Source organism: Pseudomonas sp. URMO17WK12:I6, from assembly GCF_003253625.1.
In the GTDB taxonomy this organism is placed as follows: domain Bacteria; phylum Pseudomonadota; class Gammaproteobacteria; order Pseudomonadales; family Pseudomonadaceae; genus Aquipseudomonas.
This window is the reverse complement of the sequence record NZ_QKYZ01000021.1, coordinates 73,764-93,880: the sequence shown is the minus strand read 5'-3', so window position 1 is coordinate 93,880 and position 20,117 is coordinate 73,764. Positions and strand designations below refer to the sequence as shown.

The following is a 20,117-nucleotide window of genomic DNA, read 5'->3' as shown; positions in this document are numbered from 1 at the left end:
GGGCTATCGTTGTCGATAGCCCGATACTCACTGCAAGGAGCCGCTCGGAACGCCAATGCGCCAAATCCTGAAATCCTTTCGAGGACTTTATTTCGCCTCGCTGATGATGTTGATCGGCTCGGGCCTGTTGAGTACTTACCTTGCCCTGCGCCTGGCGGCCGATAAGGTCGACAGCCTGTGGGTCGGCGCGTTGATGGCGGCCAACTATTTCGGCCTGGTGCTGGGCGGCAAGATCGGCCATCGGCTGATTGCCCGGGTCGGGCATATTCGAGCTTATTCAGCCTGCGCCGGGATCGTCGGTGCGGCGGTGCTGGGCCATGGCCTGGTGGACTGGCTGCCCGCGTGGCTGTTCCTGCGGGTGATCGTTGGCCTGGGCATGATGTGCCAGTACATGGTGATCGAAAGCTGGCTCAATGAGCAGGCAGAAGCCAAGCAGCGTGGCGTGGTGTTCAGCGGCTACATGATCGCTTCGTACCTGGGGCTGGTGTTGGGCCAGCTGATTCTGGTCATGCACCCGGGGCTGGGCCTGGAACTGCTGATGCTGGTCGCTCTGTGTTTCGCCCTGTGTCTGGTGCCGGTGGCCCTGACCCGGCGGATTCACCCGGCGCCATTGCACCCGGCGCCGATGGAACCGCGCTTCTTCATCAAACGCGTGCCGCAGTCACTGAGCACGGTGTTGGGGGCGGGATTGATCGTCGGTTCGTTCTACGGCCTGGCGCCGCTGTATGCCTCCCAGCAAGGATTGTCCACCGAGCAGGTCGGTCTGTTCATGGGCAGCTGCATTTTTGCAGGCCTGGTGGTGCAGTGGCCGTTGGGATGGCTATCGGATCGTTATGACCGGGCGGTATTGATCCGAAGTTTTGCGTTTAGCCTGGCACTGGCCGCGTTGCCGCTGGCGATCATGCCGCAGGTGCAACTGGAGGTGCTGTTCATCGCCGGGTTCCTCTGTTCGTTGGTGCAATTCTGTCTGTACCCGCTGGCGGTGGCGTTCTCCAACGACCACGTCGAGGGTGATCGCCGGGTGTCGCTGACGGCGATGCTGCTGGTGACTTACGGTGTCGGCGCGAGTGTCGGACCGTTGGTGGCAGGGGTATTGATGAAGTTGTTCGGCAGCCAGATGCTGTATGCCTTTTTCAGTTTTTTTGCATTGGTGCTGGTGTGGCGAATCCGCCCGAAAGCAGTCACCAATCTGCATCAGGTGGACGATGCTCCACTGCATCACGTGGCCATGCCGGACAGCATGACGAGTTCGCCACTGGTGGCTTGCCTTGACCCGCGTGTCGATGAGCAGGTGGTGCAGGATCAGATGCAGAACCCGGTCAACCCGGAGGCTGATGTCAATCCGGATGCCGAGCCAGAACCTGAACCAGAACCTGAACCAGTTTCGGATTCAGAAGACCCGGACGCAGGTCGCGAGCAAAGTTTTACCGAAGCGCGGCCGTGATCAAGGCATAAAAAAACGGGCAGTCACCGTAAGGGACTGCCCGTTTTTTATTGGCGGGGCGTATCAGAAATCGTCTTTATCGAAGCGCCGCGCTTCACGTTGCAGCTGATAGACGAACCGCTCGACTTGCCGTTGCACCAGGCCGCTCATGTTGTGAAAACGCACGCCGGCGAAGGTAGTGTTGATCTTTTCTTCAAAGTGCAGGTAACGCAGCTCCACCGGTGCCGTCATGCTGCCAAAGGGCAGGGCGGCGATGAAGCGGTCGTAGACCTGGCCCAATTGCAGCTTGGCGGTAATGTCGCCTTCGAAGCGCAACTTGCAGCCGGTGGCGGAGATGTCCAACAGTTTGCCGCCGAGGGGCGACTTGAGTTTCTCACCACCCAGCTCGACATTGACCAGTTGTGCCAGCTTCAATGCAGCGCGGAAAGCATTGCGGCGCTGGTGGTAAACCACCTCATCGGGCAGCGTGCCCCGGTAGCAGCGGCCATCGCCAGACTCGTCGATGGTCAGCGGGCCATTGCTTTCCCAGGCGATGCGCACGCCGTCGTGGAAGCCTTCGACCTTGAACGGTTCGCCGGCCAGCAGAAAGCGTTCGCCGTCGCGCGGAATCATTTCGTCCAGGGCGATCATGTTGCTGTCACGGTCGACGTCCACCAGATAACTCTGGAAGCGCTGGCTGCGCTCGTGGAACGTGATGATCAGCGGGTCATGGCTGTCTTGCAGCTGACGCAGGTTGCCGGAGATTTCCAAAGGCGTGGTGAGCACCTTGGGTGGCTGCGGAGCATCTTCCGCGCTTAAGGCATTGGACACGGGGTATCAATCTCCAGGCAAATATGACTACTGGCCGGCATTCTGCCAGCATGTTGCGTGTCTTGATAGGGCGTGCTCATTGAAAGGCTTAAGCCTGACTGAGCGGGCGTGGCTTGGCGAGCTTGGAGGTTGATCCGCGGGCATCGTAGAGCGCTGGCGGCTCGCCGCCGGTGAGGATTTTCAGCTGGTTGGCCGTGGCGGCCTGCTGCACCAGAATCGACTGGCCATTGTTGACATTGGCGGCTTGGCACTGGGCCAGGAGGTCGGTGAGCACGTCGCTCTGTCCCAGCAACCGTTCGCCAATGCTCGACTGGCTGGCGAGTTGCTCCAGGCCCTGGCGGTTGGTTGGCAGGTTGAGGCTGGCGAGGATTTCACTGCGCTTGCGGCCATGTTGTTCGAGCAGAATGATCAATGCCTGTTTATGCGCCAGAATTTCTTCGAGCAGTGGCATGTCGCGACCGTGCAAGGCGAGGGACTCGGTTTGCAGTAGCTCCAGCAGTTGTTGCGCCGGGGCGAAGTCGTCGATGATCAGTTGCAGTAATTGAGTGTCGTGCATGGCTGGCCTTGGGTTTTAAGCGTCCAAAAGCCTGGCGCGGGCCGTGGCCTAGCGCTGGGCTTCGAAGTTGAGCAGTTTGCTGGCTACACGGTTGCTGTCGACTTTATAGCTGCCATCGGCAATCGCTGCTTTCAACTCAGCCACGCGGGCGTTGTCGACGGCAGGCTGATCGCGCAGCTTGTCAGTGACCTTCTGCAACTGTTGAGCCTCATTGCTGAGGTGTACCGATTCCCCGCTTTTGGTGGTACTGGCCTGTTCGGCCGGGGTATTCAGCGGCGCGGATTGGCCGGCTTCGGCGGTTTCCTTGGCGGTGCTGGTACGCGTACTGCCCGTAAGTGACGAGGAGCTGTTTAAACGACTGAAATCGATGACCATGACAAAAAACCTCTGGATATTTGGACGCTTGCCATGTTTTCGGCGATTCCCCGAAAAACTTTAGGCCCATTTATCAATGAGCTCGCATGCGCCAGCGCATGCCCTGCATGCGGCACAGTTTAGGCAACCGCCAGGCGGTGCGCCATCACTTCACAAACACAGAGCCCTTACATGGCCACTTCCACCTGGCCGGGCGCAGTGACTTGCGCCTTGATGACCCGCTGGGAGTTAAGGTTCTTCACGCGAATCTGTTCCCTCAGGCCGCCGTTGGACAGCGCTTCACCCGGCATGCGCACACTGAGCGTACCACTGCGGGCGGTAATCACCACCTGGTCGCCCTTGCGAACCACTTCCGCCTGTTCGAGATGCACCAGCGTAATGATCTGATCGGCGACCATTGGTCGGGTAAGTTTTTGCCCGATAGCCTGATCGACGGAAGTCAGAAACCCCTGATTTATCAGGCTGATATCACGCTCGCGCAGGGTTACGTCCTGAGGTTCGATAATCCCTGTGCGCTTGAGCGGACGAGTGGTCGTCACAATGTCGCGAAACAGCTTCACTTGAGCGGGCACGAAGACCGTCCAGGGCGAGGCGCCATCGCAGCGAACCTTGACCGTGACCCGTCCCAGAGGCCTTGCCGGGCTCTCGAGGGTGGCTGTCAATTCCTTGTCGCACATAGGCATGCGCAGGCGCGGATCGAGCTGGTTGACCTGGATTTCGTAGCGACCTTGCGTTTGACTGGTGGCCAGATAGTCCTCTACGGTGAATTCAAGAAAGCCCTGGGTGACGCCGATAAGCATGTCAGGCAAGGTAACCGTATCAGCAAGGGCAGGGCTGCCAGCGTTGAACAGGCAAGCGGCCGACATCGCGCAGAGCAATCTGCGGCAGGTTGATGTCAGGTGTCGGAAAAATGTCGGTTCTGTGTTCATAAGAGTTAAAAAGCAAGCGCCGTGCCGTTTCGTGATGAATGTGCGTCGCAACACACTTAGCGTTGGTGTAGGAGTCTGGGCATGGCTGGTGTAATGGATTCGGTGAACCAGCGCACGCAACTGGTAGGGCAGAATCGCCTTGAGCTGTTGTTGTTCCGTCTCGACGGCCAGCAGCTGTATGGGATCAACGTGTTCAAGGTTCGCGAGGTGCTGCAATGCCCCAAGCTGACCCTGATGCCCAAGTCCAGTCCTGTCGTGTGCGGTGTGGCGAATATTCGGGGGGCAACCATTCCGATCCTGGATCTGGCGATGGCGACCGGTGCCGGTCGGTTGCTGGACCAGAGCAATCCCTTCGTGATCATCACGGAGTACAACACCAAGACCCAGGGTTTCCTGGTTCGGTCGGTGGAGCGCATCGTCAACATGAACTGGGAGGAGATTCATCCGCCACCCAAGGGCACGGGGCGCGATCACTACCTGACGGCTGTGACTCGGGTCGACAACCAGTTAGTCGAAATCATCGACGTCGAGAAGGTGCTGGCGGAAGTGGCGCCGACGCCGGAAGCGATTTCGGTGGGCGTGGTCGATGTTGAGACCCAGCACAAGGCGCTCTCTTTGCGCGTATTGACGGTCGACGACTCGTCGGTGGCACGCAAGCAGGTGACCCGTTGCCTGCAAACGATCGGTGTCGAAGTGGTGGCGTTGAACGATGGCCGGCAAGCGTTGGATTACCTGCGCAAGCTGGTTGACGAGGGGAAGAAGCCGGAAGAAGAGTTCCTGATGATGATCTCCGACATCGAGATGCCGGAGATGGACGGGTACACCCTGACGGCCGAGATCCGCGCCGATCCGCGCATGCAAAAGCTCCATATCATCCTGCATACTTCGTTGTCGGGAGTGTTCAATCAGGCGATGGTCAAGAAGGTCGGTGCCGATGACTTCCTGGCCAAGTTCCGTCCTGATGACCTGGCATCCCGGGTAGTCGACCGGATCAAAGCAGCAGATAACAGCTAGAGGCCTTCTGCCCCTGGCGGTCAACACGATTTAAGAGGCGGTATCTTTGTCTACGGGTAATTTGGATTTCGAACAGTTCCGGGTATTCCTGGAAAAAGCCTGTGGCATTTTGCTCGGTGAAAACAAGCAATATCTGGTCTCGAGCCGTCTCAACAAACTGATGGAACAGCAGGGCATCAAATCGTTGGGTGAGCTGGTTCAGCGCATCCAGACCCAGCCGCGCAGCGGTTTGCGCGAGATGGTGGTGGATGCCATGACGACCAACGAAACCCTGTGGTTTCGTGACACCTATCCGTTTGAAGTCTTGAAGAACAAGGTATTGCCTGAAGCGATCAAGGCCAGCCCCGGTCAGCGCCTGCGGATCTGGTCGGCGGCGTGTTCGTCGGGTCAGGAACCGTATTCGCTGTCGATGTCCATCGATGAGTTCGAACGGGTCAACATGGGCCAGTTGAAGATGGGCGTGCAGATCGTTGCCACCGACCTGTCCGGCAGCATGCTGACCAACTGCAAGACCGGCGAGTACGACAGCCTGGCCATCGGTCGCGGTCTGTCGCCCGAGCGCCTTCAGCGTTACTTCGACCCCAAGGGGCCGGGGCGCTGGGCCATCAAGGCACCAATCAAGAGTCGGGTGGAGTTTCGCTCGTTCAACTTGCTGGACAGCTACGCAAGCCTGGGCAAGTTCGACATCGTGTTCTGCCGCAACGTGCTGATCTACTTCTCCGCCGAGGTGAAGAAAGACATCCTGTTGCGCATTCACAGCACGCTCAAGCCGGGCGGTTATCTGTTCCTTGGCGCGTCCGAAGCGCTGAACGGTTTGCCGGACCATTACCAGATGGTCCAGTGCAGCCCGGGGATCATTTACCAGGCGAAGTGATTCGATGACGGCATACAAAAAAACGGGAGTCCTCAGGGGCTCCCGTTTTTTTTGCCTGCTTGTTTCTCATAGGCACCCCAATACCTGTAGGAGCGAGGCTTGCCCGCGAAAGCGTTGGGGCGGTCAATGATGATTGTTGTCTGGCACACCGTTTTCGCGGGCAAGCCTCGCTCCTACAGTTGATCGGTGTTGCCCTGGGAAAGCGGCAGAAAAGCGGCAGGCGGCGGAAATCGGTTGCCGCTTTTCTGGCATTGCCGCTTCGTTACTGCTCGCAAAGCCCCGGTTTACGGGCTTTTTTGAATTGGCACGCCGCTTGCTATGTTCACGTTACGAAAAATCAGGTCACCCGAAGGTTTCCCGACATGAGCATCAGCTTCGATAAAGCGCTCGGTATCCACGAACAAGCCCTGGGCTTCCGCGCTCAGCGTGCTGAAGTCCTGGCCAACAACATCGCCAACGCCGACACCCCGAACTACAAGGCTCGGGATCTGGACTTCTCGAAAGTGCTCGCCGAGCAGAACGAGAAAACCAAAAACGGCAAATTCGCCTTGAGCATGACCAACAGCCGTCACATCGAAGCTGAAGGCCTGGGCAATGGCGACGAGTCGCTGATGTATCGCACGCCGATGCAACCGTCGATCGACCAGAACACCGTGGACGCCCAACTGGAACAGTCGAACTACGCGGAAAACGCGGTCAACTTCCAGGCCAGCTTCACCCTGCTCAACAGTAAATTCAAAGGGCTGGTGTCAGCCCTGCGCGGAGAGTAATTCATGTCCCTGTCCAGTGTTTTCAACATTGCCGGTAGCGGCATGAGTGCCCAGACCACTCGCTTGAACACCGTTGCCAGTAACATCGCCAACGCCGAGACCGTTTCGTCGAGCATCGACCAGACCTACCGCGCCCGTCACCCGGTGTTCGCCACCATGTTCCAGGGCGGCCAGAGCGGCGGCAGCGATTCGCTGTTCCAGAACCAGGACGCGGCCGGTCAAGGCGTGCAAGTGCTGGGTGTGGTCGAAGACCAGAGCAACCTTGAAGCGCGCTACGAGCCGAATCATCCGGCCGCCGATGCCAAGGGCTACGTCTACTACCCGAACGTCAACGTCGTCGAAGAAATGGCCGACATGATTTCCGCAAGCCGTTCGTTCCAGACCAACGCCGAAATGATGAACACCGCCAAAACCATGATGCAGAAGGTCCTGACCCTCGGTCAGTGATAAGGGGCGACTTTCGATGAGTGTTACCGATACCACCAGCGGCGTAAGCCTCAAGGATGTCCTGGCCAACTCTTCGGTCAAGACCACGACCACCAGTGATGGTCTTTCCGCGGCGACCAGCAGTGCCACCGGCAGCAAGGCATTGGGCAAGGATGCGTTCCTGCAACTGCTGGTCACCCAGCTGAAAAACCAGAACCCGCTCGATCCTCAGGACAACAGCGCGTTCGTAGCCCAGTTGGCGCAGTTCAGTAGTCTGGAAGGCATCACCACGCTGAACGACACCGTCAGCGGCATTGCCAGCAACTACAACTCGTCGCAAGCCCTGCAGGCTTCTTCGCTGGTGGGCCGTTCGGTCATCGCGCAGACCGGCAAAGCCGTGGTCGACACCTCCAAGAACCTCAACGGTACGGTTGTGCTGCCGGCGTCGGCGAACCCGGTTACGCTCAAAATCAGTGACGCCGAAGGCAAGACCATCCGCACCATCGACATGGGCAGCCAGAGCGCTGGCAACGCCAGTTTCATCTGGGACGGCAAAAACGATGCCGGAGCAGTCGCCGCGGCCGGCACGTACTCCTTCTCTGCCAGCGCAACCTACGACGGCAAAGCGACCTCACTGGTTACTTACCTGCCGGCAACCGTCAACAGCGTGACCATCAGCCAGACCGGCGGTGAGCTGATGCTGAACCTGGCAGGCCAGGGCAGCGTTGCCCTGTCCAAAGTGCAAACCATTGGTCTATAGAGCCGACTAACACGGCACAAAGGAGTGGAATATGTCTTTCAATATCGGCCTTAGCGGTCTCTATGCAGCCAACAAACAACTGGACGTGACGGGCAACAACATCGCCAACGTCGCGACCACCGGTTTCAAATCGTCCCGTGCAGAATTCGAAGACGTGTACTCGGCCACTCGCCTGGGTACCGGCAGCAAGACCATCGGTAACGGCGTGCGCCTGGCCAACGTTTCCCAGCAGTTCAGCCAGGGTGATGTGAACAACACCGGCAACGTGCTGGACATGGGCATTCAGGGCAACGGCTTCTTCATCCTCAGCGACAACGGTTCCCTGAGCTACACCCGTGCCGGTGCGTTCAAGACCGACGCTCAAAACTTTGTGGTCGATAACAACGGCAACCGCTTACAGGGGTATGGCGTCGATTCCAATGGCAAGATCATCAACGGTGTGTTGACTGACTTGAAGATCGATACCTCGAGCCTGAAGCCGAATCCGACTACCAAGGTTGATCAGACAATGAACCTGAACTCGGCGGAAACCACGCCGACCGTGGCCCCGTTCAGCCCGACCGATACCAACAGCTATAACAAGACCATCTCCACCAAGGTTTACGACAGCCAGGGTAATGAGCACACCATGGATCAGTACTACGTGAAGACGGGTACCAATGCCTGGCGTGTCTATACCTACATGGACGGTCGCTCCCCGGCCAACCCTGCAACCACGCCTCCAGTGCCGATCACCGCTGACATCACTTTCAACTCCGACGGCAGCATTAACACGCTGACGGCGGGTGCCGGCTGGACCCAGACTGGCAACACGTTGACCATGACCGGTTGGGTGCCAGGTGCCATTACCAACGCCGCAACGATTCCTGTGACCTGGGGGCCGAACGGTTCCGTCGCTGCCACTGGCGGTATCGCGTTCAACATGGCGCTGACCACTTCTTACAACTCGCCAACCGCCCGTACCGCCCAATACCAGGACGGCTACGCCACCGGCCAGATCTCCAGCCTGACCATCGACGCCAGCGGCGTCATGACCGCCAACTTCAGCAACCAGCAAACCAAGGCCATCGGCCAGGTGGCTGTGGCGAGCTTCGCCAACGAGCAAGGCTTGCAGCCAATTGGCGGTACGCGCTGGAAAGAAACCTTCGCCTCCGGTGTGGCCGGTGTCGATGCGCCGAAAACCGGTACCCTGGGTTCGGTCGTGTCCAACTCGCTGGAAGAGTCCAACGTCAACCTGACCAACGAACTGGTTGATTTGATCAAGGCGCAGAGCAACTACCAGGCGAACGCCAAGACCATCTCCACCCAGAGCACCATCATGCAGACCATCATTCAGATGACCTGATGCTGGGTGTCGCTGCATAAAAGCCCCTCGCGAGAGGGGTTTTTTTATGGCCGGGATATTTGTTAAGCATTGGGGCTTTTTGTCATTGGTGAGGGCCTCTTCGCGGGGTACTACTTTCCTTGAGGCAAAAGAAAACCCCCGACCAGCCAGAGGCTCATCGGGGGTTTCAGGTAAGCGCCCTGGAGCGCCTACCGGCTCAGCTTATTGGCAAGCTTCGCAATCCGGCTCGTCGATGGCGCAAGCCTTCGGCACTGGAGCTGGACCGGCTGGGGCTGCCAGGACCGAGTCGTCACCGTGGTTGCCGCCGCTGGAAACAGCGTTCAGCTTACCGGTGTTGATGGTCGACTTCTCGGTGCTGGTCGCGGCCAGGGCACGGAGGTAGTAAGTGGTTTTCAGACCACGGTACCAGGCCATGCGGTAGGTCACGTCCAGTTTTTTGCCCGAAGCGCCGGCGATGTACAGGTTCAGCGACTGAGCCTGGTCGATCCACTTCTGACGACGGCTGGCGGCGTCGACGATCCACTTGGTGTCCACTTCGAAGGCCGTCGCGTAGAGCTCTTTGAGTTCTTGCGGGATGCGCTCGATCTGCTGCACCGAACCGTCGTAGTACTTCAGGTCGTTGATCATGACCGAGTCCCACAGGCCGCGAGCCTTCAGGTCGCGAACCAGGTACGGGTTGATCACGGTGAATTCGCCCGACAGGTTCGATTTCACATAGAGGTTCTGGTAGGTCGGTTCGATCGACTGCGACACGCCGGTGATGTTGGCGATGGTTGCGGTCGGTGCGATGGCCATGATGTTGGAGTTACGAATGCCTTTCTGCACTCGGGCGCGAACCGGTGCCCAGTCCAGGGTTTCGTTCAGGTCAACGTCGATGTACTTCTGGCCACGCTGCTCGATCAGGATCTGTTGCGAATCCAGCGGCAGGATGCCTTTGGACCACAGCGAACCCTGGAACGTCTCGTAGGCGCCACGCTCGTCAGCCAGGTCGCAGGAAGCCTGGATCGCGTAGTAGCTGACCGCTTCCATCGACTTGTCGGCGAATTCGACGGCAGCGTCGGAACCGTAAGGGATGTGCTGCAGGTACAGAGCGTCCTGGAAGCCCATGATGCCCAGGCCGACCGGACGGTGCTTGAAGTTGGAGTTCTTCGCTTGCGGCACCGAGTAGTAGTTGATGTCGATCACGTTATCGAGCATGCGCACGGCGGTGTTCACGGTGCGTTGCAGCTTGGCGGTGTCCAGCTTGCCGTCGACGATGTGGTTCGGCAGGTTGATCGAGCCCAGGTTGCAAACGGCGATCTCGTCCTTGTTGGTGTTCAAGGTGATCTCGGTGCACAGGTTCGAGCTGTGGACCACGCCCACGTGCTGCTGCGGGCTGCGCAGGTTGCACGGGTCTTTGAAGGTCAGCCATGGGTGGCCGGTTTCAAACAGCATGGACAGCATTTTGCGCCACAGGTCTTTGGCCTGAATGGTCTTGAACAGCTTGACCTTGCCCGGGTACTCGGTCAGGGCTTCGTAGTACTCGTAACGCTCTTCGAAGGCCTTGCCGGTCAGGTCGTGCAGGTCCGGTACTTCGGACGGCGAGAACAGGGTCCACTTGCCGTCATCGAAGACACGCTTCATGAACAGGTCAGGGATCCAGTTGGCGGTGTTCATGTCGTGGGTACGACGACGGTCATCACCGGTGTTCTTGCGCAGTTCGATGAACTCTTCGATGTCCATGTGCCAGGTTTCCAGGTAGGCACAGACAGCGCCTTTGCGCTTGCCACCCTGGTTAACGGCGACGGCGGTGTCGTTCACCACTTTCAGGAACGGCACGACGCCCTGGGATTTGCCGTTGGTGCCCTTGATGTACGAACCCAGCGCCCGAACCGGGGTCCAGTCGTTGCCCAGGCCGCCTGCGAATTTCGACAACATGGCGTTGTCGTGGATCGCGTGGTAGATGCCCGACAGGTCATCCGGCACGGTGGTCAGGTAGCAGCTCGACAGCTGTGGACGCAGGGTACCGGCGTTGAACAGGGTCGGGGTCGAGGACATGTAGTCGAAGGACGACAACAGGTTGTAGAACTCGATCGCACGGTCTTCTTTCTGCTTCTCTTCGATCGCCAGGCCCATGGCCACGCGCATGAAGAAAATCTGTGGCAGTTCGAAGCGGATACCGTCCTTGTGGATGAAGTAACGGTCGTACAGGGTTTGCAGGCCCAGGTACGTGAACTGCTGATCGCGCTCGTGGTTGATCGCCTTGCCGAGTTTTTCCAGGTCGAAGGACGCCAGAACCGGGTTCAGCAATTCGAATTCGATACCTTTGGCGATGTACGCAGGCAGTGCCTTGGCATACAGGTCGACCATTTCGTGGTGGGTCGCGCTGTCGGCGACACCGAGGAAGCCCAGGCCTTCGGCACGCAGGGTGTCCATCAGCAGGCGGGCGGTCACGAACGAGTAGTTCGGCTCACGCTCGACCAGCGTACGGGCGGTCATCACCAAGGCGGTGTTGACGTCGGTCAGGGCCACGCCGTCGTACAGGTTTTTCAGGGTTTCGCGCTGGATCAGCTCGCCGTCGACTTCTTCCAGGCCTTCGCACGCTTCGGTAACGATGGTGTTCAGGCGACCCATGTCCAGCGGTGCGAGGCTGCCATCGGCGCGGGTGATGCGGATCGATGGGTGAGCGTTGACGGCTTCTTCGGCAGGGGAGTGCGCTGCGCGCTCTTTGGCGCGGGAATCACGGTAGATCACATAGTCGCGGGCGACTTTCTGCTCGCCGGCACGCATCAGGGCCAGTTCGACCTGGTCCTGGATTTCTTCGATGTGGATGGTGCCGCCCGAAGGCATGCGACGCTTGAAAGTCGCGGTGACTTGTTCGGTCAGGCGGGCAACGGTGTCGTGGATTCGCGACGAAGCGGCAGCGGTGCCGCCCTCAACTGCGAGAAACGCTTTGGTGATGGCGACGGTGATCTTGTCATCGGTGTAAGGGACGACAGTGCCGTTACGCTTGATCACGCGCAGTTGGCCAGGCGCGGTGGCGGACAGATCCGAATTCGAATCGGCGGCCTGCGGCAAGGTGCCTTGCGGGTTCTCGCGAGTTGTGTCGGTTTGCATGGGGGGTTGTCTCCACATTCTCTATGTTTGTTTGGGCACCATCACGGTGCCCACCGTTCTGTCCTGAAGCACTACAACCGGCGAGGGCCGGGCATACCAACTTCGGGACAGATCAGGAAGGGGGCTATTGGGCGCCGCTTCCATGCCGAAGTCTTTGGTGTCACGCCTTGGGCCTGAAACCGAATTCCGTTTTGAGTGGCAGTAAATGACTGCAACACCCGTACCGTTATCGCCGTTTCGGGCTTAAAAACAGTAGCCATCCGCACACGCGGTTTGGTCTTTCGAAAATACGTTTGGTTCAACCGGAAAGAGGCAATAAAAGCGCTTGAAATCGGTGTCCGGTTTGTGTTTGGTTTTTGGCATAAAACCCTACATGTAGGGTTTTTTTTGCGCCGAGGTACAAGATAATGCGTTTTGGAGGGTGTTGCAACGTACTACCTGTGGATAAACCTGTGCGTAAATTGTGTGTGAAAGAGGGAACGGGCGTGTAGGCCGCGACCTAGCTGGAGCCGACCATTTTTCACTGATTTTCAGCGACAGAAAACAGTCATCCGGATTTTTAAGGGCGCGAACCCTATCACAAAAAACCGTTGTGTCCGAACGCATTTACCGGCTTGTGTTCCAGACGTGTGGCGTTTATACAATCGGCCCATGCAGATGCATTCTTATCCTCCCCAATCATTACAAAAAGACGGGTGGATCCTTCCTTATTGATGGTGTTGGCAAGCAGAGGTCATCGTGGAGCAAGAAGCCTGGCAGGTATTGATTGTCGAGGACGACCAGCGTCTGGCCGAACTGACCCGCGATTACCTGGAAGCCAATGGCCTGCGAGTATCGATCGAGGGTAATGGCGCCCTGGCCGCAGCACGCATCATCAAGGAGAAACCGGACCTGGTGATTCTCGACCTGATGCTCCCCGGCGAAGATGGCTTGAGCATTTGCCGCAAGATTCGCGACCGCTATGACGGGCCGATCCTCATGCTCACCGCGCGCACCGATGACACCGATCAGATTCTTGGCCTGGACCTGGGCGCCGACGACTACGTCTGCAAACCGGTGCGTCCGCGTTTATTGCTGGCGCGCATCCAGGCTCTGCTGCGGCGCAGTGAAACCCCTGAAGTGCCCCAGGAAAAACAACGGCGCCTGCAGTTCGGCCCATTGGTGGTGGACAACGCATTGCGCGAAGCCTGGCTGCATGACAAAGGCATCGAATTGACCAGCGCCGAGTTCGATCTGCTCTGGCTGCTGGTGGCCAATGCCGGGCGTATTCTGTCCCGCGAAGAAATATTCACCGCGCTGCGCGGTATCGGTTATGACGGCCAGGACCGCTCGATCGACGTGCGCATCTCGCGCATCCGCCCCAAGATCGGCGATGACCCGGACCATCCGCGGCTGATCAAGACCGTCCGCAGCAAAGGCTATTTGTTCGTGCCGGAAGCCTGCACCCTGTGAACTCGATCTTCCTGCGTATTTATGGCGGCATGTGCGCGGCGCTGATTCTGGTGGCCGTGCTCGGTGTGCTGGCCTTGCACTTGCTTAATCAGGTACGCAGCGAGCAGTACCGCGAGCGCCTGGCCCACGGCACCTTCTCGCTGATGGCCGATAACCTGCAACCGATGAACGAAACCGAGCGCCATCGGGCGTTGCTGTTGTGGGAGCGCTTGCTCGGGATTCCGCTGGCGCTGAAGACGTTCCCCCAGACCGACCTCGACCTGACCCAGCGCACCCGCGTGTTGCACGGCCAGGCCCTGGTGGAGCAGACCGGTCCGCATGCGGCGAAGGTTTATCGCCTGGTCAGCGAAAAGGAGCAGTTGGTGCTCACCGGTGAAGTCCAGCAGATCAGCGAGCAACTGGCGCGGGCGACCATCTACCTGCTGGCCGATGAACTGGTGCGCTACCCGGTGGCCGAGCAGCCCAAGCGTCTGGAGCAGTTAAAGGAAGATAAGGGTTTCGGCTTCGATCTGCGGCTGGTGACGGTTGATGAGGCCGACATGGACGAAGACCAGAGCCGCCGCGTGTCAGAAGGCGACACGGTGATGGCGTTGGGCAAGGGCGGCGATTCGATCCGGGTGTTTGCCGGCATGGTCGGTACACCGTGGGTGCTGGAAATCGGTCCGCTGTATCAGATGAATCCTTACCCGCCCGAGTGGCTGGTGCTGATCGCGGCGCTTGGCTTGAGCCTGATTGGTTTGATTGTCTATCTGTTGGTGCGGCAACTGGAGCGTCGTTTGCGCGGTCTGGAAGCCGCCGCCACGCGAATTGCGAAGGGCAGCCTGGAAACCCGCGTACCGGCCCGTGGCGCCGACTCGGTGGGGCGGCTGGCCTCGGCGTTCAATGGCATGGCCGAGCACTTGCAGCAATTGTTGGCGATTCAGCGAGAACTGGTGCGTGCCGTGTCCCACGAATTGCGCACACCAGTGGCGCGCCTGCGTTTTGGCCTGGAGATGATCGGCTCGGCCAGCACGCCTGAGGCGCTGGAGAAATACCGCGAGGGCATGGACCACGACATTGAGGATCTCGATCGGTTGGTCGATGAGATGCTCACTTATGCGCGGCTGGAGCAGGGCTCGCCGGCGCTGAATTTCCAGCGGATCGATCTGGATGCGTTGGTCAATCAGGTGATCGAGGAGTTGGCACCGTTGCGCGCCGAGGTCACGGTACAGCGCGGCTTGTGCCTGTCCGCCGCCGATTGCGACGGCGCCTGGGTCGAGGCCGAGCCGCGTTACTTGCACCGGGCGTTGCAGAACCTGGTGAGCAACGCCATGCGCCACGCCCATTCACGGGTGACCGTCAGTTATCAGGTGGGGCAGCAGCGCTGTCGGGTGGATGTCGAGGATGACGGGCCGGGCGTGCCGGAAACCGCGTGGGAGAAAATCTTCACCCCGTTCCTGCGCCTCGACGACAGCCGCACCCGTGCCTCGGGTGGGCATGGGCTGGGGTTGTCGATTGTGCGGCGGATCATCCATTGGCACGACGGGCGAGCGCTGATCAGCAAGAGCAAAAGCCTGGGCGGGGCGTGTTTCAGTTTGAGCTGGCCGAGGAATCAGGAGCGGCGTTGAGGTTGGGCACGTGACAGGGGGCTTCAGGCCTTGATACTGACCAGACTCAACAACTGCCCATCCATCACCGCAAACTGCGCGTCCAGTTCGGTGCCGCTGCGCCACTCACTGGACAGGTCGGTCAGCAACTGCAACCGCACTTCACCGCCCTCGCTCCACTCCAGCACTTCGGCGTGTTCGAAATAGAAGCGCTTTTGGACGATCGGGTAGAGCGCCTTGAACAGGCTTTCCTTCACCGAAAACGTCAGCGTCACCACCATCGCCAACTGATCGCGGGCCCCGGCGGTCATGCGCTGCAACTCAGGCCCGGTGAGAATCTCTCCGGCCAGGCGTTCGGCCCGTTCTGCGTCGAGCAGGTTTTCCAGGTCCATCCCCAAACCGCGCCAATGGGCCTTGTTCGCGACAATCGCCGCGGCCCGGCCGGTGCTGTGGGTGATCGAACCGGTGATATGCGCTGGCCACACCGGTGCGCGGTCTTCACCAATGGCCGGAATGAAGCTCAGCCCTTCCAGCTGTTGCAATGCGGCCCGAGCGCAAATCCGCCCGGCAAGAAACTCGGCCTGACGCTTGGCCACCGAACGCTGGATGCTCGCGGGCGGCTCGATGGCGCTGCGCTGGAAATCATCGCTGGCCAATTGCTTGGTATCGAAGTGAGTGCCCAGCAGGACCGTATCGGGCAGCACAAACGGCAGCGGCCAATGGGCGTCGAGCGGGGTGCAGCAGGCGGGTAGGGCGGGGACGGGATTCATGACGGGCATTTTGCCGGGTTGCCTTGAGGCTGGGTAGTGGCTGAGGGCTTTTGTGGCGAGGGAGCTTGCTCCCGCTCGGCTGCGTAGCAGTCGTAAAGGCGGCAAACGCGTTGTACCTGACGAAATACGGTTGCAGGTTTTGGGGCTGCTTCGCAGCCCAACGGGGGCAAGCCCCCTCGCCACAGAGGTCTATCTGATCAGCCAAAGATCTTCTTGAAAAACGCCTGCATGTCCGCCCACGACTTCTCATCGGCGGCCTTGTTGTAACCAATGTCCGGCCCGCCATGATCGCCATGGCTCAGACGATCCGCATCAGGGTTGCTGAAGCCATGCTTGGCGCCTTCGAGGCTGACAAATTTATAGTCGGCACCGGCCTTGTCCATTTCCGTCTTGAACGCCGTCACGTTTTCCGCTGTGACCATGCTGTCCAGGGCGCCATGCTCCACCAGGATTTTCGCCTTCACACTGCCAGGCACCGCCGGCGTATTGGTCGCCAGTGCACCGTGGAAACTCACCACGCCCGCCAGCGGCAAGCCCTGACGAGCGGCATTCAGCACCACTGCGCCACCGAAGCAATAGCCGATGGCCGCCAGTTTGGCCGGATCGGTCTGTGGCTGTTTCTTCAGCAAATCGAGCCCGGCCTGAAACCGCGCGCTGGCTGCTGCGCTGTCCTTCGTCGCGGCTTGCATGAACGCCATGGCGTCCTTGGGGTGTTCGGTGTTCTTGCCGTCGCCATACATGTCGATCGCCAGCGCGCTGTAGCCCAGACCCGCCAGATCGCGGGCGCGACGCTTGGCGTAGTCGTTGAGCCCCCACCATTCATGTACCACCACCACACCCGGACGCGGACCTTTAATGGCGTCGTCGTAGGCGTAATAGCCAATCAGCTTGGTGCCATCGGCACTCTGATAGGGAATTTCCTGGGTCTTGATGGCGGCCTGGCTGACCCCGCTCACGGCCAGTAATACAAGGGCGAGCAACACACGCATGGCTGAATCTCCTTATAAACAAACGTCAAGAAAGCGTAGCCGATTTGATTCAGCTCAGGTTCAGAGTGCGTTCAGGGGCTGTACAGGGTGAGGTCAGTAACCTTGCCCCGTACCCAAAAAGCACATAGCGCATGAGGAAATTCCCCAATGACTACTTTGAAAAAGCTGCTGCTGGCTTTCACCGTGATGGGCGCCAGTGTTGCCGCCCACGCCGACACCACCAATTTTGCCGGGCTGACCTTTGGCCAGACCAGCGACAAGGTTAAAAAATCCAGTGCCCTGAACGACAACCTCAACCACCCGAACGCCGACGGTGTGATCGGCAAGGACAACACCTGGGGTTTGCGTGTGGGCCAGCAAGACAGCCAGGGCCGCTACTACGCCACTTACGACAACGTGTCGGGCTCGCATAATGGCATTAAACTGCGTCAGGAAAACCTGCTGGGCAGCTACGATCTGTTTTACCCAGTGGGTGGCAGCACCAAACTGTTCGGCGGTGCCACGGCCGGTTTGACCAAAATGACCCAGGAATCGCCAGGCTTCAGCCGCGACAGCGACATCGGTTACGCCATTGGCGGCCAGCTCGGCGTGTTGCAGCAAGTTTCGCAAAACACCTCGGTCGAGCTGGGTTACCGTTACCTGCGTAGCAACGCCAGCACCGAGATGAGCGAGCGCGGCGGCAGCAAACAGGGGTCGCTGGACTTGACCAGCAGCGCCCAGACGTACTTGTCCGCCAACTACGCTTTCTAAACAGCGTTTGGTTGCCAGTCAGTTAAGCCTCGCAACCTGTGGGAGCAGGCTTGACTGACCTTTGGAGATGTTGATTTGCCCCGGAGAGCCTTATGAAATTGCTGGTTGTCGAAGATGAAGCGCTGTTGCGCCATCACCTGCAGACCCGTTTGACGGACAGCGGCCACGTGGTCGAGGCCGTGGCCAACGCCATCGATGCGTTGCATCAGGCCGAGCAGTTCAACCATGACCTGGCGGTGATCGACCTCGGTTTGCCGGGCATGGGCGGGCTCGACCTGATTCGTCAGCTGCGCTCCCAGGGCAAGACGTTTCCGATCCTGATCCTCACCGCGCGCGGCAACTGGCAAGACAAGGTCGAAGGCCTCGCCGCCGGTGCCGACGACTACGTGGTCAAGCCGTTCCAGTTCGAAGAGCTGGACGCCCGGCTCAATGCCTTGCTGCGTCGCTCCAGCGGTTTCACCCAGTCGACCATCGTCGCCGGTCCCTTGCTGCTGGACCTCAATCGCAAACAGGCGTCCCTCGATGACCAGCCGCTGGCGCTGACCGCCTACGAATACCGGATCCTCGAATACCTGATGCGCCATCACCAGCAAGTGGTGGCCAAGGACCGCTTGATGGAGCAACTCTACCCGGATGACGACGAGCGCGATCCGAATGTGATCGAAGTGCTGGTCGGCCGCTTGCGTCGCAAACTCGAAGGCACGGCCGGGTTCAAGCCGATCGATACCGTGCGTGGCCTCGGCTACCTGTTCAATGAGCGCTGCACTTGATTCGTTCCCTTCGTGTCCGCTTGATGCTCGCCGCCACCACCCTGGCGGTGTTGTTCATGCTGGCGTTACTGCCGGCGATGCAGGGCGCGTTCAGCCTGGCGTTGCAGGACTCCATCGAGCAGCGCCTGGCGTCGGACGTCACCACGCTGATCTCCGCCGCCCGGGTGGATAACAACCGCTTGCAGATGCCGGCGCAGTTACCCGATGAGCGTTTCAACCTCACCGACAGCCGTTTGCTCGGCTACATCTATGACCGCGAAGGTCACTTGGTCTGGCGCTCGAGGGCCACCCAGGAAGAGAACATCAACTACAAGCCGCGTTACGACGGGCGCGGGAACGAGTTCGCGAGGATTCGCGAAGCCAATGGTGAAGAGTTTTTCGTCTATGACGTCGAGGTCAAGCTGCTCGGCGGCAAAAGCGCGGCGTTCAGCATCGTCGCGCTGCAACCGGTGCGCGAATACGAAGTCACCCTCGAAGGCCTGCGGGAAAACCTCTACCTGGGCTTCGGTGCCGCGTTGCTGGTGTTGCTCGTCTTGCTCTGGGTCGGCCTGACCTGGGGCTTGCAGGCGTTGAGCCGGCTGAGCCAGGAGCTGGACCAGATCGAAAGCGGCACCCGCGAAAGCCTCAGCGAACAACACCCGCGCGAACTGCTGCGCCTGACCGGCTCGCTCAACCGTTTGCTGCACAGCGAGCGTGAACAGCGCAGCCGTTATCGCGACTCTCTCGACGACCTGGCCCACAGCCTGAAAACTCCGCTGGCGGTGCTGCAAGGGGTCAGCGAAGACATGGCGCAAAAGCCGCAAGAGCGCGATCAGGCTTGGGTGCTGCAAACCCAGATCGAGCGCATGAGCCAGCAGATCAGCTATCAACTGCAACGGGCCAGCCTGCGCAAAAGCGGCCTGGTGCGCCATCAGGTGCGCCTGCGCCCGGTGCTGCAAAGCCTCTGCGACACCCTGGACAAGGTCTACCGCGACAAACGCGTGCGGGTCGCCTTCGATCTGCCGGATCAGTGCTACGTGCCGATCGAGCAGGGCGCCTTGCTGGAAATGATGGGCAACCTGCTGGAAAACGCCTATCGCCTGTGCCTGAACGAAGTACGCATCAGCGTGCGCGAAACCCTCAGTAGCATTGAGCTTTGCATTGAAGACGATGGCCCCGGTGTACCACCGGACCAACGCGCACGGATTCTCGAGCGCGGCGAGCGGCTGGACCGCCAGCATCCGGGGCAGGGGATTGGCTTGGCGGTGGTCAAGGACATCATCGAAAGCTACAGCGCCAAGTTGACGCTGGGGGATTCGCCGATGGGCGGCGCGGCGTTCCGGATTCATTTTCCGGTGGTTTGATGTAGGGGCTTGGCCGAAAAGATCGCAGCCTCGTTGCACTCGACAGCTCCTACAGGTG

General features: G+C 59.6%; 19 protein-coding genes. 12 read left to right on the top strand and 7 right to left on the bottom strand.

Annotated features, from left to right (window positions below; all coding sequences use genetic code 11):
• Positions 1-55: 55 nt before the first annotated feature.
• Positions 56-1,444 carry an MFS transporter gene (locus F475_RS27215; RefSeq protein WP_111455179.1) on the top strand — a complete coding sequence of 463 codons (1,389 nt, stop codon included), beginning with the start codon at positions 56-58 and terminating at the stop codon, positions 1,442-1,444.
• Between the two features lie 63 nt (positions 1,445-1,507).
• On the opposite strand, the gene F475_RS27210 is transcribed toward F475_RS27215, so the two are convergent.
• The 4 genes from F475_RS27210 to flgA all read right to left on the bottom strand — a co-directional run bounded on the left by F475_RS27210 (position 1,508) and on the right by flgA (position 4,114).
• Entirely contained in the window at positions 1,508-2,254 is a 747-nt protein-coding gene (locus F475_RS27210) for a flagellar brake protein (protein ID WP_111455178.1), read from the bottom strand.
• Between the two features lie 88 nt (positions 2,255-2,342).
• A complete protein-coding gene (locus tag F475_RS27205; RefSeq protein ID WP_064616481.1) occupies positions 2,343-2,810 on the bottom strand; it encodes a flagella synthesis protein FlgN in 468 nt (155 codons plus the stop codon).
• A 48-nt stretch (positions 2,811-2,858) separates the two neighbouring features.
• Positions 2,859-3,185, bottom strand: coding sequence for a flagellar biosynthesis anti-sigma factor FlgM (gene flgM, locus F475_RS27200; protein ID WP_007937499.1), 327 nt, complete (start codon positions 3,183-3,185; stop codon positions 2,859-2,861).
• Positions 3,186-3,352: 167 nt separating this feature from the next.
• A complete protein-coding gene (gene flgA, locus F475_RS27195; protein WP_064616483.1) occupies positions 3,353-4,114 on the bottom strand; it encodes a flagellar basal body P-ring formation chaperone FlgA in 762 nt (253 codons plus the stop codon).
• Positions 4,115-4,195: 81 nt separating this feature from the next.
• Here flgA and F475_RS27190 point away from each other — a divergent pair, with 81 nt between their 5' ends.
• The 6 genes from F475_RS27190 to flgE all read left to right on the top strand — a co-directional run bounded on the left by F475_RS27190 (position 4,196) and on the right by flgE (position 9,303).
• Complete coding sequence (locus tag F475_RS27190; protein ID WP_007937503.1) at positions 4,196-5,128, top strand: chemotaxis protein CheV; 933 nt, start codon at positions 4,196-4,198, stop codon at positions 5,126-5,128.
• Positions 5,129-5,174: 46 nt separating this feature from the next.
• Positions 5,175-6,002: a protein-glutamate O-methyltransferase CheR gene (gene cheR, locus F475_RS27185; RefSeq protein ID WP_026286437.1), complete on the top strand. Its 828-nt coding sequence runs from the start codon at positions 5,175-5,177 to the stop codon at positions 6,000-6,002.
• A 362-nt stretch (positions 6,003-6,364) separates the two neighbouring features.
• On the top strand, positions 6,365-6,772 hold the full coding sequence (gene flgB / locus F475_RS27180) for a flagellar basal body rod protein FlgB (protein WP_007937506.1): 408 nt from the start codon (positions 6,365-6,367) through the stop codon (positions 6,770-6,772).
• Between the two features lie 3 nt (positions 6,773-6,775).
• On the top strand, positions 6,776-7,219 hold the full coding sequence (gene flgC, locus F475_RS27175) for a flagellar basal body rod protein FlgC (RefSeq protein ID WP_007937507.1): 444 nt from the start codon (positions 6,776-6,778) through the stop codon (positions 7,217-7,219).
• Positions 7,220-7,235: 16 nt separating this feature from the next.
• A complete protein-coding gene (gene flgD, locus F475_RS27170) occupies positions 7,236-7,958 on the top strand; it encodes a flagellar hook assembly protein FlgD (RefSeq protein WP_064616485.1) in 723 nt (240 codons plus the stop codon).
• A gap of 31 nt (positions 7,959-7,989) precedes the next feature.
• On the top strand, positions 7,990-9,303 hold the full coding sequence (gene flgE, locus F475_RS27165) for a flagellar hook protein FlgE (protein ID WP_064616487.1): 1,314 nt from the start codon (positions 7,990-7,992) through the stop codon (positions 9,301-9,303).
• Between the two features lie 201 nt (positions 9,304-9,504).
• Here flgE and F475_RS27160 read toward each other — a convergent pair whose 3' ends face one another.
• Positions 9,505-12,399: a ribonucleoside-diphosphate reductase subunit alpha gene (locus F475_RS27160; protein WP_018926318.1), complete on the bottom strand. Its 2,895-nt coding sequence runs from the start codon at positions 12,397-12,399 to the stop codon at positions 9,505-9,507.
• Positions 12,400-13,137: 738 nt separating this feature from the next.
• Here F475_RS27160 and F475_RS27155 point away from each other — a divergent pair.
• A complete protein-coding gene (locus F475_RS27155; protein WP_086944557.1) occupies positions 13,138-13,851 on the top strand; it encodes a response regulator in 714 nt (237 codons plus the stop codon).
• The gene (locus F475_RS27150) at positions 13,848-15,458 is read left to right on the top strand and encodes an ATP-binding protein (protein ID WP_018926316.1); all 1,611 of its coding nucleotides are present in this window, start codon (positions 13,848-13,850) and stop codon (positions 15,456-15,458) included. The genes F475_RS27155 and F475_RS27150 overlap by 4 nt, the downstream gene beginning before the upstream one ends.
• 23 nt (positions 15,459-15,481) lie before the next feature.
• Here the strand turns inward: F475_RS27150 and F475_RS27145 are convergent, their stop codons facing one another.
• Both F475_RS27145 and F475_RS27135 read right to left on the bottom strand, forming a co-directional pair.
• Positions 15,482-16,207, bottom strand: coding sequence for a 4'-phosphopantetheinyl transferase (locus F475_RS27145; RefSeq protein WP_218281489.1), 726 nt, complete (start codon positions 16,205-16,207; stop codon positions 15,482-15,484).
• A gap of 197 nt (positions 16,208-16,404) precedes the next feature.
• Entirely contained in the window at positions 16,405-17,196 is a 792-nt protein-coding gene (locus tag F475_RS27135) for a dienelactone hydrolase family protein (RefSeq protein WP_019650369.1), read from the bottom strand.
• 147 nt (positions 17,197-17,343) lie between these two features.
• Here F475_RS27135 and F475_RS27130 point away from each other — a divergent pair, with 147 nt between their 5' ends.
• From F475_RS27130 to F475_RS27120, 3 genes are all read left to right on the top strand, one after another.
• Positions 17,344-17,946: a hypothetical protein gene (locus F475_RS27130; RefSeq protein WP_086944560.1), complete on the top strand. Its 603-nt coding sequence runs from the start codon at positions 17,344-17,346 to the stop codon at positions 17,944-17,946.
• Positions 17,947-18,038: 92 nt separating this feature from the next.
• A complete protein-coding gene (locus tag F475_RS27125) occupies positions 18,039-18,716 on the top strand; it encodes a response regulator (protein WP_111455176.1) in 678 nt (225 codons plus the stop codon).
• Entirely contained in the window at positions 18,713-20,059 is a 1,347-nt protein-coding gene (locus F475_RS27120; RefSeq protein WP_064616500.1) for an ATP-binding protein, read from the top strand. Before F475_RS27125 ends, F475_RS27120 begins: the two co-directional genes overlap by 4 nt.
• The last annotated feature ends 58 nt before the right edge of the window (positions 20,060-20,117 follow it).